The sequence below is a fragment of the Paenibacillus polysaccharolyticus genome (assembly GCF_900102085.1).
GTDB classification, from domain to species: Bacteria; Bacillota; Bacilli; order Paenibacillales; family Paenibacillaceae; genus Paenibacillus; species Paenibacillus polysaccharolyticus.
In genome coordinates this window covers 20,436-32,479 of sequence record NZ_FMVM01000014.1, presented here as the reverse complement: position 1 = coordinate 32,479, position 12,044 = coordinate 20,436, and the positions used below count along the sequence as shown (strand labels likewise).

Below are 12,044 nucleotides of genomic sequence, written 5' to 3'. Positions count from 1 at the left end.
ACCCTGTGACTCGCAAAGAGTCCGTATGTTGAAGGAGTGCTTTTTTCAGTTTAAATACCGGGCAACTCGGTTACAAAGGAAAGAGTGAACCTTTACACAGATGAAATTCACAACACATATATTTGAACCGAGGAGGAACCAAACATGGCTACGCAAAATCAGCATTCGATTCAAGATCCAACGACACAATATCCGAAGGCAACGAAAGAGTGGAAGCAACAGCAGGATGAGCCGGGATTGCAGCGTGAGATGACTCCTGTTCCAGATTGCGGTGAAAAAACGTATAAAGGAAGCGGGCGTCTCACTGGTCGTAAAGCGGTCGTTACCGGTGCAGATAGCGGGATTGGCCGAGCGGTGGCAATCGCCTATGCACGTGAAGGTGCGGACGTTGTACTTTCCTATCTGCCGGAAGAGGAAGCAGATGCCAAGGAAGTGGTGCAACTGATTGAGGAAGCTGGCCGAAGAGCTATTGCCATTCCAGGCGATTTGAAGGATGAGAAATACTGTGAACAGTTGATTGAAACGGCAGTCAAAGAACTCGGTGGCCTTGATATTCTTGCTAATGTGGCGGGGAAGCAGCAGTTTGTCGAGCAGATTGCAGACCTGACGACAGAACAATTCGATGCAACGTTTAAAACGAATGTATATTCCATGTTCTGGCTCAATAAAGCAGCAATTAAACATATGAAAGCAGGCGGTTCGATTATCAACACATCGTCGATTCAGGCGTATAAACCGTCTCCAATTTTGCTGGATTATGCAACAACAAAAGCTTCGATCAATACGTTCAGCAAAGCGCTCGCACAGCAGGTAGGGAGCAAAGGTATTCGGGTGAATGTTGTCGCGCCAGGTCCAGTTTGGACACCGCTACAGATTGTTGGTGGACAACCTGTAGAGAAACTGGCTGAATTCGGAAACAACACACCGCTAGGCCGGGCAGGACAGCCTGCCGAGATGGCTCCAGCATACGTATTCCTGGCGAGTCAGGAATCCAGTTATGTAAGCGGAGAGACATTGAATGCCAATGGTGGTACGGTTAGTCCGTAATCGATTCATTCACGGGATTATGAATAGAGGTTTTCTATTGGCAGCCACATCACTTGTTTCAATTGTTACGTTATATTGTCATTAAAAAGGGAGAAAGCAGTCGTTCAGCTGCTTTCTCCCTTTTGCATGTCCCGAGGTAAACTCCAGACATTAATGATATTCATGAAGCAATGAATGCGTATTATTTCTGTTCTGACTTCGTTTCCAATAATACATAGCTACCCAAGGTGGCAAGCTGCGCGTTATCCAGCAGGGCTTCATTTACGGCAGTCAATGCTTCACCTGCTGCTGTCATCAGTTCATCGGAGTCAACCGGTGAGGCAAAACGAAGAATGACAGAGGTCTCGCCTTTTTTCAGATGTGTTTCGGCCTTGCTTTTGTATTCACTAATGGAATCGACTTCAAGGTCGTTCTGCACATAATAATCGTTGGCGTCACTTTCGCCTTTGAACAACCCGAGTTCGGAATCGAGCCAGTAGTCCTTGTCTGCTACCGTCTTCTGACTTGCAGCCGTCTCATCATTGGCATTGTACAAGAAATAAGGAATACCAGAGTTCGTCAGGTTATTGGTTGCATCCACATTTAACCACTCGTTTCCGATTTTCACCTTGTTCCATGCATGCGGTACACCGCTAGAGGTTCCTGTAACCACAATGCTCTCCAAGCCGGACAGATCCGAAAGCAGCTTGTATACCGAAGCATAACTTGCACATACACCTACTCCTTTAACAAGAATACCGTATGTGGTGAATGAATCGTTAAACTGTGCATCCACGTGCTTAAAGTTATTTTGCTCTGCATTTTCAAGCGCAGCATCATCATATTTCGCATTATCATTCAAATAATCGTAGATGGCTTTGCGTTTCTCATCATCGCTCATGCCTTGTTTGATGATTGAAGCAACGACATCTTTGCCTTTGGCAATAATCTCATTTTGTTTCTTCTGGATATCTGCGGCCGTTTCGTTGTAATGAATTGAAAGGGTCAGTGTGCCATAGTTATATTCGAAGCCTTCTACCCCAAGAATCAGTGGATTCTGGTACATGACTTTCAAGACAACATCCGAGAGTGTTGTGAAATTCTGAGCTTCAGGAAAAGCTTTCAGGGAGATACTGTCCTGAGCGGCAATCATATTTTTAGCCAGAACTTCTTCCAGCGCAGAATCTGCATTCATAAAATCATTACCAGTAGCTGGCTCGGGCACGATCTCCTGATTACCTTGTTCTACATTTTGCTCGGTATTGGACTTCTGCTCGTCGACAAGGTTTTGCTGGGATTCTGTGTCTGGAACTGCACCTGTATCTATCTCTGGAGAAGATGTCACTTTCGAAGAATCGCTTCCAGATTCGCTTGCCGTTTGATCGGTAGCTTCTTCGCTGGTAGTTTCATTGTTGTTAATAATCGTTGGTACATCCGGTGCAGGTACATAAGGTGTATTATTTTTAGGCTCAACGAATCCATTACTGGAGTCTGCCACACGTTGCTGTGTAAGCTTATCTAGATCTTCCTGAGTGACATTCTCTACGCGGACGTAATTTTTAAGTGCTGTTCCTTTGACGTGAAAAGGAATGACGGTTTCATTGAAAGGTGAAATTTCAACATTCGCCGTATCATAAACAAGCGTTTCACGTGCCAAGGAGCCGTCATTGTACTCTACCGTTATTTTCTGTGGCAGGTCGTTAACGCTTTTCAATTTGTCTCGATAAAAATCTTCTTTTAGTGCGGATGGTAACTGGGAGGCTAGTGGGGCTGTGGCGATTCCGTTACTAAAGTTCGATTCTTTGCCTTCCCCGAGCGCAGTAACATAATATTCTCCCTGAATACCGGAATTCTGATGTGTTGTAACAATGTCATTATAAATACCGAGGCCGCCTCTGCCGTCTTTCATAAAATCATTAAAGGTCGTCTCGGTTATGGTTGCAATAACCAAAGGTGTACTTTCGCTATAGGCGTTCTCGGCACCTTGAAGAGCAAGATTATTAGGATCGAAAATTCGATTTCGGTCGATACGTTTATAAATTTTATATTGGGTGGCACCTTCAACTTTGTCCCATGCAAGCGTTAACCGTCTGTCTTTGTCGATAACATACCTCAATTTAGGTACGGGCAACTCCGATTTCACTGTAAATGGGATGATAAGTGGTTGATCAAGCAACGTGGGTTTCTCGGCATCCGGATCATAGTTGAGGCGAAGATAATAGATTGGAGCTCCGCCCCAACCGCTACTTCCTTTGGTTTTCATTGCTTCAGAGCTTAACACGCCCCAGCTCAAGGGTTTAATCGATACGCTGCCATCATTAATTTCTGGAAGAGCATATACCTTACTTGCTTTTAGTGCTTTAATATCGGTATGTACGGAGATAACATCGTCTGAAGATAAGTTTAATTTTCTAAGATCACTTCTGAACTTAAACGTAAATTCTTCATCCTGCGCCACATTATACATAGGCATAATTGTTTTTTCCGAGGCTGTGCCATACTTTTCTTTCAAACTTAAAATGCTGGAGCCTTGCTTGGGTTCGGTTGATTTGTTATCCGTGGGGCTACTTTCCTGATTATTACTCTGGCAACCAGCCAGAAGCAGGGTGAGGGCGAACATTATAAAAAATAGTCGTTTCATGGTACACCGCTTTCTACTTATTCTGGGTATAACTTATTTTCAATCCTCTTACAATGCGAACCTCCTATTAATTTCCTAATACTTTTGATAGTTTATGGTCATATCTACTTATTGTCAAGGTAGGTGTAGGGGGGGGCATAGGTAGAAAAGTACAACTTTTTTATACAGTCAAATCTATAGGTTAGGCATAGAAAAACAAATGGAAACATGCAGATAAATCTCAACAATTGAGCAGTGGAGGAGAAAATAGAAATAGCCTTTCTTCATATATAAGAGAGGCTTGTTTTAGCTTTAGTAGAAATCACTCCACATGCTAAAGAACGTTCTATGTATAATTCTTAACCCGGTACCAATACGAATAGGCGTCGGTATATTCCAATTTTGCATATAGTCGCCGTGCCGCTGCATTGCCCTCGACCACTTGCAGATAACTTGAAGTAGCACCATGGCTTTTTCCCCAATGCAACAAATGCAAAATCATCTGCTCTGCCAGACTGCGGTTACGGTAGTCCGGATCTGTAATGATGTCATGCAGTCCAATGAATCCACGTTCAACCACACCTAGCCCACAGGCCACTATACAGCCGTCAACAGACAGTGTGATGAATCCCGTCATTGCGCGGACATTGAATAACATCTGTGTCATGGTTGTCCGAAACTCTTCACTGACCGCATTTAAACGGCAAAAATGATCTAACCATTCCTTCGTTAACTGCTCATTGATGTGTGCCTCCAAATGTTCAGGAACTTTCAGATCCTTCAGATCTCGAAGTTGTACAAGCGTTTTATCTACAACGACATAACCTTTATCTTGTAAAAGTTGATCCAATTCTTCGGGTTGAACGAACGGTGTCATTTTGAAAATGGTATTTAATTGGTTCGAGCTGTAGATATTCTCACATGCCTTGATCTTTTCATGCACATCCAGAGTAGAAGGGTAGAGCGGTTGAACGGAGTTGGCGCGTTTGGAATATCCTTCGGCAAAACGTAGCACCCAACCGTCATACAATGAGGTTGATAAAGGTTGCCAGTGGTTGAGCGTTAATTCTTCAATCAGACGAAGTTTGTTTTCTGTTGCATACATGTGGCTTATCCTCCTCACATAGGATATAGACGATATAATATCGAATTAAATAATAATACATGATAATGTATAAAAATTCAATATAGATTGTTCGGATGTTATTCCTCTGAATGGTATAATCGATAAAGAGATCAATTTGTGGAATGGAGTACAAATAAACATGATTAACATAGAGATTCAGGGACACATGATTACATGTCATATCGAATTCGGTAAACGAAAAAAAGCCTCGATTACCATGGAACTGCCCTACATGGTCACCATTAAGGCTCCGAATGGCACGAGTGAGGAAGTGATCCGGCAACTGGTTATGCATCATGGAACTGAGATTGTACAAAAATCAGCTCGCATGCAGCAAGTCCTGGATGGTCCCCAAGCTAAGGAATATGAGAATGAGGGTAAGGGGGCATTTTTGCTCTTTGGCAAAGCCCATGCCTTGCATCAATTAATTCCGGTGGAGGGGTTAACAGAAGAAGAACTGCGTGCGAATTTGAAAAAGTTTTATTTTGCAGAATGCAAACGCATGATTGGGCAGCGAATTATACGTTATCAGCAGGAACTGAAGGTGAAGCCGAAGTCTATTGATATCGTAGATTCTCCTACGAAATGGGGGAGCTGTAGCTGGGACAAAAAGTTGACGTTTAATTACCGCCTTGCCATGGCGCCACCAGAGGTCATTGATTACGTTATCATCCATGAGCTGTGCCATATTCATCATATGAATCATGATCGCTCGTTCTGGCGGCGGGTAGGTAGTATTATGCCGGATTACAAGGACAAAGAAGATTATCTGATGCGTAATGGAAGGGCCATGACGTTGTAGAGTCCAATTAATTTGAAACAAAACAGGCTGAGGTTGCTGTCATTAGACATAAAGTACTCCTAATCCACATAAAATATTATCAAACATTCAACATTAATGTGGTTGTAAGTTCTACAGATGTTTAATAAAATGAAAGTAAGAAAAAATAAGAGTAGCCACGCCAATGGCTACTCCTGCACAGCATTTTGTGGTGTGATCACCTCAGAGTGGTGCATATATGACCGAAGTGACCCGCAACCTGGCGAGCAACCTGTGGCGGGTCACTTCTTTCTACGATCAATATAAGTTAACAATGCAAGAATGAACATTGCGAACACGAGTACGTCGTTGAAAGTGAAGTTCATATGATCACCTCCTTTCTCAGGAGATGATCAATACCCACCACAAATTGGCTGTACAATTTAAATTATACCAGTATAAAGGCACTCAGACGAGCGTCTTTTTTTGTTAGAATCTTTTCAACTTCAGCAGAAGAATATAGTCTGATGTAGTACAATAGAGCCAATATTACTCGCCGCGAACGACACTGAAACATACGTGGTGGAAGGAGCACAAGATGGATCAAAACGGACAGCACTCGGAACTAGTGAATGAATATATTGCTGTATTTCCAGCGGATGTGCAACTAAAATTACAGAGGTTACGGCAGATCATTCAGGAAGCGGCTCCGCTCGCTGAAGAAAAGATTAGTTACAAAATGCCTACATATGCGCAGCACGGGAATCTGGTTCATTTTGCCGCATACACAAAACATATCGGGTTCTATCCTGCACCCAGCGGTATTCTGGCATTCAAGGAACAACTCTCCAGGTTTAAGGGCGCGAAGGGTTCCGTTCAGTTCCCACTTGATGAGCCATTGCCGGAGGAACTAATTCGCCAGATTGTTGAATTCAGAGTGGAGGAGAATGTAGAGAGGAGTCAGAAATGAAAAAATGCCTAATTGTACTTGATGTCCAGCGAGGACTTACCATTCAACGAGATGTATCGGCAACCGTATCAAAGATCGAATCGGTCATGGCCACTTTTGAGAGGAAGAATTGGCCCATTGTTTTTACTAAACATGTGGATGAGCAGGATGAAGAATCCTCACTCTACCGTGGGAAAGCAGATTATCTGGAGATTGTTGTGGATACGAAGCAACATCTGGTTTTGGAAAAGAACAAGCCGAGTGCTTTCAGTAATAGCAAATTGGAAAAATGGCTATGCGATCAGCAGGTTGAGCACGTATTCATTGTGGGCTTTAACATGGAGTATTGTTGTCTTTTTACAGCAATTACTGCTGAACATGAGGGATTTAAAGTAACGCTGATTGAAGATGCATCCGGTACGGTGAATACAGAAGAGACGTATGAAATGGAGGGACTGGATATACCTGATTTTATTGGTTCGATTCTCAATTGGTCGGGTTGCATAGAAGTTTTATATACAGATGAATTTAGTGAAGTGTACTCCCAAGGAGTTGAAAAGTAGTATTTCTCTATAATATGGATGCCACTTCATTTCTGGTTAACAAAACATAAAAAAATCCGTATGAAGACTCATCCGGATTTTTTTATGTTTCTTGCTGATCTCTCACTGTTTCTACTCAAAATAATAGGTAACATCGGAGTTGCTGGCCGCAGGGATCAGATACATAAAGTAGGGACTCACCTGTAGGTAGATGTTCAGATCAGACACACCGAGACTGCGAACCGTTAGATTGAAACGGCCATCTGCACCCACTGTTACGGTTTCCGTACGAATATGTTTTTCTTCTGGTGACGGTCCATGAATCTGAAAGGAGAACGTTTGACCCGCATAGGCCGTAAGTGTTCCTCGTACGTTCAAGGTGCGCTCCGCTGTATATTCGAATTGTACATGACGATCATCAAGAATTACCTCATTACCGGTCTCCGGTTCCTGAGGCTGTGTTCCGGGATCTTGGGGCTGCGTTCCAGGATTCTCTGGATCGGTCACAGGTTCCTCTGCGGACGGGCTAATCGTGAAAAATTGAGTTTGATAACCGATGTCTGCGTTGGAACCATCTTTTTTCTTCAATCCGGTAATTCGAACGGTAAACGTATCTCCATCCTTCAATGCGTTTAAGTTATCTGGACGGAAGATGATAGCATAGCTATATCCATATCCATCGGTATTGACGTTGAAAAACGCTTTGGCAGGATCACTGCTGGCAGGAGCTTTCCCACCGAAATTCCAGGTTTTCTGATCTGACGTTCGTGTAAGTTCTACCTGAACCTCCGAAGTTGAAGGTTTTGCAAAAACATCCGGGTTCAACTGTGCAGACCAGGCCTGCGATACATTGAAAGCTTCAATCGGAAAAGCGCCTTTGTTTGGATACAGGTTGTAATTGTAGCGCAGCTTTCCTGCCCGACTGGTATCCATCACCTGCATGGTGCTAAAATGACTTGCATAATTTTTGTTGTCCCGGGATGCGATTCCGAAGCCAACTTTTTTCAACTGCGGACTCAGAATCCAGCGACGGTGACCTAGTGCGCCAATGTTACTTGCGTCGGAGTCGTCCATATACGCTTCCACACTTTTAACAGCCAGATTGCCGGCAGCGCCATAGGAAGCATATAAATTGGAACTGGAGGCTGATTTGGCACCCAAGTCAAAAAAATCTTTTGGCATATCGGCAGGTCGAGCCGGAAAATGGCTTAGAGGACCTGTAGAGACAAGAACTGCACCGTGTTGAGCCTGAACGTTAAGCGAAGCATCCAGCACAAGATCGCCTTCCAGTCCCGAAAGGTAACGATAGAAGTTGGCCGCATTTAGTGCCTGTTGCAGAGAAGATTCACTTAATACGCCAGCAAAATAAGGTGCTGTGGTGGAAGGGGTTTGGATATATGTAGCGGGTTGATCCTTGTTCGACATCCATTGCGTCCATTTTTGATTAATTTCTTGCTGACTTCGCTCAGGCAACAAGCTGTCGACGGGGGCAGCTAAGGTCTGCTGTGCACCGAGTAGTACGAACATTAGACCAGCTAGAGGAAGCGTAAGCAGAGTGCGAATAACCTTTTTCCGAATAAACATCTTCTAATCTCCTTCTACTTCTAAAATGTAAATAATATACTTTCATTGTGTTTTATCGACAGTAGAGGATGTATTAGTTAGTTGATTCTAATAAAATGAACCTTTTGTACCATTGGATGAAGTTATGCGTAAATGAACAGTTGATTCCATGAAAAAAGCACCTCTCGAAACGTACAAGCCGGATAACGATCTCCCATGCTTGCTTGTTCGTAAGGTGCTGTTGAAGTTTAACCCGAACCCGAAGTCTAATGCTGGTTTAACGATGCTCTTATTAACGTTCTTAATTCTCAGTGTATTCGTTAATAGCCATTTTCCCTTCCTCTACACGAATGAAGTAGGAGTAATCTTCTCTTACATTCAAGTAAAGGTTGAGGTGTTTGGTGTTTTGTTCATTTACCTTGACCGTCAGTTTGAAGCTTCCGTCTGCATCCAGCGTTATGTTTTCGGTCTGAATAGGCAGTACTTCTGGCGCCGGTCCGTTGATATCAATTGGAATGGTGTGACCGGCATAGGCTTTAAACGTACCTCGCAAAGTCAAGGTGTGATCCACCGTATATTCGGCCTGAACTGTACCATCCGGGAGGTTTCCTTGTTTCTCATTGTCGCCTGTTGCGGTGACTTGTTCAGGTCTACCCCAAGGCTGAAATCCTTTTCCCTTCAAGTTCCTCAGAAATACAACAGCTTCTGCGCGTGTAAATAATTCCTTGCCGGCATAACCTTCGACAGTAGTGGATGTTTTACCAGAGGAGTATCCCATGTTCAGCAAATACTGAATATTGTCCTCATCTTTAACATAGTTTCTACCGCCAAGACTGGCGACAATAATAGCAACCTCTGTTCTATTCAGCGCATGATTGCGTAGCTTAGGGTTTCGAATGCTCGCCTCTAGAGGTAGATTGAGTCTGGATGCATAGGTATAGTAACGATCACTCCAGTTCGCACCCGGAGCATCGGTCTTATCCATATACCGCAGGTATTTGGAGTTGGCATACATATTAAACAGCATGGAAAGAAACTCAGCTTCGCTCACCTGATCATTGGGTCTGAACGTGTCATTATCCCCGCTAACCATGTTTTGCTGTACGGCCCACAGAATATCATTCTTGGCCCAATGATTCTGAATGTCAGTATATGAAGGCATTTTCTTTATCGTAACCGAGACGACCGTTTCTTTCCCTCCAAAACGGATATGTAGCTCGGCTTTCCCAGCCTTTGTTCCAGTGATTTGACCATTACGGATCACCAATTTATTCGACGATGTCGTATAGGTCAGGTTGGAATATGGGGTGTAGGAAGTGCCATCTCCAAGAATAGCCGTGACCAAAGGGATATCTGCAGCTTCTCCAACTCGTAAGGTAACATCAGACTTTACAGGTGTAATCTTGGTTAAAGTCGGATCCTGCCTTCCGTCCACATGAAAGAAACGTGTAGTATAGGAGATTTCAGCGGGAGAACCGTCTTTCTTTTGCAAACCTGTAATATGTACTTGGAAGGTATCACTGTTTTTCAACAACTGCACATCGTCAGGACGAAAAATAATAGCGCTGTTATCGCCGAAATTGGATGTCTCTACATTAAAATAGGCCTGCTCAAACCAGCGTTTGTTTGAGGGGTCTACATTGTAGTATTCGAAAGGGAAAGGGAATTCCGTGTTCTCTTGCTGGTTAAACGTCCATTTCCGCTGATCAGAGGTTCGGATCATTTCGACGTGAACCTTTTCCAATTCAGGTTTTGCGAACACGTCATTATTTAATTGAACGGACCAGGGCTGCAGGGCACCGAAGGCTTCGATCGGGAAGGCACCTTGATTGGGAAACAGGCTGTAGTTATAAGGTATAACCTGAGTTCTGCTTTGATCAAAAACCTGCATGGCACTATAATAATGAGTTTGTTCTTCCTCTTGATGGGCAGCCAGTCCAAATCCGATTCGTTGTAACTTCGGGCTTAAAATCCAGCGGCGATGACCTACCCGATCAATATTGGATGCATGCGAGTCATTCATGTAGCCCTTGATGCTTCCAGCCAGTACATTGAATTTGTCATTGCTGGTGACATGCAGGTTAGATGAGGAAGCTGAGGTGTAGCCTTTATCAAAAAAATCCTTCGGCATATCTGCCGGTTGTTCAGGGGAATGGCTAAGTTGCCCTTCGGTGGAGACAACAACAGCTCCGTGCTGGGCTTGCATATTCAAAGCCGGATCGAGTACCAGGTCTCCAGACATGCCTGCGATAAAGCGATAGAAGTTGGCAGCATTCAGACCTTGCTCCAGATATCTCTCATTGAGCAGTCCGGCAGAATAAGGGAAAACGGTGGAAGGTGTTTCGGTAAACATAGAGAGCGTTTGATCAACCCTCATCCACTCATTCCACTTTTGGTCGATTTCTTGCTGACTACGCTCGGGAAGCAAGCTATCGATCTGTTCTGCATGAGCGGTCTGCGTTCCGCCCAGAAGCAATAACAGGCCAGCGAGTGAAAGTGTAAACAGGGAACTGATTTTCATTTTTGTACCCATCATAAACCTTTAAAACTCCTCTCATCTTCAGTACACACCCAAAGGGATACGCAAATGTAACTTTATATATATGTTATCGTCTGTTTCGTTGATTTTGCTTAGGGTGAATCCAGAATGAAAGGATTAAAAAAGAACACAGGCTACCCTTAGACACGGGATAACGTATGTTCTTCTTTTATAACTTTCATCTTCAATTCCTTCAGTCCAGATTCAGATCGAAATCCGGCTGGCACATATAATCAATGGGATATAGGTCATCTCGTGCTGATATCAATGCGCGGAAGTGAAGATACAGATTGTTCGGTTGCTCCACAACGCCACCTGCTCGAAAAGGGACAAGCTCAGCCACAACGAAGACATCTTCTGCATTCGTACAGCGGAAAATAACATTGTTCGGATTAATAACCTCTTCCATATAACTGTAGGTCATCACATGAAAGGACTGGCCGCGCCAGTTCGTCTGAATGACCCGGTACGATTGGGTTCGAATCAGATCGATGTAACGTTCCAGTGGGAAGGTATGCTCAAACTGTGTAATATAACCTTTTTGATCCACATCGATCGTAAATTCAACATCGTAGCTTTCGTGAAACTCTTCCTGATATGTACCTTTCATAATCTTCATCATATCAAAGTGTGATCCAAATTCCGGATCGGTCACATAGGGAATAGAAATCAGTCCAGAATCAACATACTGTGAAATTTGACTTGTCGTGGATGGGGGCTGGTTATGCTTGGTTGGTCTCAGATCAATGGAACCGATCATACTTCCGGGAAAACCTGGGCTGCAGCTTATTCGCATAGTCATCTCCTTCGAGTTGTATTCTTGTATTTAAGACGTAGATGCAGGAGGAAAGTTTCATCATCGTATAGAGAATGTGGATACATAGAAAATCAATTTTGATCTTTTTTAGTCCAAGCATCG

General features: G+C 43.6%; 9 protein-coding genes. 4 read left to right on the top strand and 5 right to left on the bottom strand.

The window, feature by feature from the left end:
• Window positions 1-144 precede the first annotated feature (144 nt).
• Window positions 145-1,047 (top strand): SDR family oxidoreductase, encoded by a 903-nt coding sequence (locus BLQ13_RS19325; protein ID WP_090923140.1) that lies wholly within the window; start codon window positions 145-147, stop codon window positions 1,045-1,047.
• A gap of 181 nt (window positions 1,048-1,228) precedes the next feature.
• Here BLQ13_RS19325 and BLQ13_RS19320 read toward each other — a convergent pair whose 3' ends face one another.
• A complete protein-coding gene (locus BLQ13_RS19320; protein ID WP_090923138.1) occupies window positions 1,229-3,667 on the bottom strand; it encodes a transglutaminase domain-containing protein in 2,439 nt (812 codons plus the stop codon).
• A gap of 325 nt (window positions 3,668-3,992) precedes the next feature.
• Entirely contained in the window at window positions 3,993-4,751 is a 759-nt protein-coding gene (locus tag BLQ13_RS19315) for a GNAT family N-acetyltransferase (protein ID WP_090923136.1), read from the bottom strand.
• Between the two features lie 163 nt (window positions 4,752-4,914).
• On the opposite strand from BLQ13_RS19315, the gene BLQ13_RS19310 reads away from it, so the two are divergent.
• The 3 genes from BLQ13_RS19310 to BLQ13_RS19300 all read left to right on the top strand — a co-directional run bounded on the left by BLQ13_RS19310 (window position 4,915) and on the right by BLQ13_RS19300 (window position 7,044).
• Complete coding sequence (locus tag BLQ13_RS19310) at window positions 4,915-5,574, top strand: M48 family metallopeptidase (RefSeq protein ID WP_418792769.1); 660 nt, start codon at window positions 4,915-4,917, stop codon at window positions 5,572-5,574.
• A gap of 556 nt (window positions 5,575-6,130) precedes the next feature.
• On the top strand, window positions 6,131-6,502 hold the full coding sequence (locus tag BLQ13_RS19305) for an iron chaperone (RefSeq protein ID WP_090923134.1): 372 nt from the start codon (window positions 6,131-6,133) through the stop codon (window positions 6,500-6,502).
• A complete protein-coding gene (locus BLQ13_RS19300; protein ID WP_090923132.1) occupies window positions 6,499-7,044 on the top strand; it encodes an isochorismatase family protein in 546 nt (181 codons plus the stop codon). The genes BLQ13_RS19305 and BLQ13_RS19300 overlap by 4 nt, the downstream gene beginning before the upstream one ends.
• 111 nt (window positions 7,045-7,155) lie before the next feature.
• On the opposite strand, the gene BLQ13_RS19295 is transcribed toward BLQ13_RS19300, so the two are convergent.
• The 3 genes from BLQ13_RS19295 to BLQ13_RS19285 all read right to left on the bottom strand — a co-directional run bounded on the left by BLQ13_RS19295 (window position 7,156) and on the right by BLQ13_RS19285 (window position 11,921).
• Window positions 7,156-8,607 carry a CAP domain-containing protein gene (locus BLQ13_RS19295; RefSeq protein WP_090923130.1) on the bottom strand — a complete coding sequence of 484 codons (1,452 nt, stop codon included), beginning with the start codon at window positions 8,605-8,607 and terminating at the stop codon, window positions 7,156-7,158.
• 280 nt (window positions 8,608-8,887) lie between these two features.
• Entirely contained in the window at window positions 8,888-11,122 is a 2,235-nt protein-coding gene (locus tag BLQ13_RS19290) for an S-layer homology domain-containing protein (protein ID WP_090923128.1), read from the bottom strand.
• Window positions 11,123-11,318: 196 nt separating this feature from the next.
• Window positions 11,319-11,921 carry a hypothetical protein gene (locus BLQ13_RS19285; RefSeq protein ID WP_090923126.1) on the bottom strand — a complete coding sequence of 201 codons (603 nt, stop codon included), beginning with the start codon at window positions 11,919-11,921 and terminating at the stop codon, window positions 11,319-11,321.
• Between the last annotated feature and the right edge of the window lie 123 nt (window positions 11,922-12,044).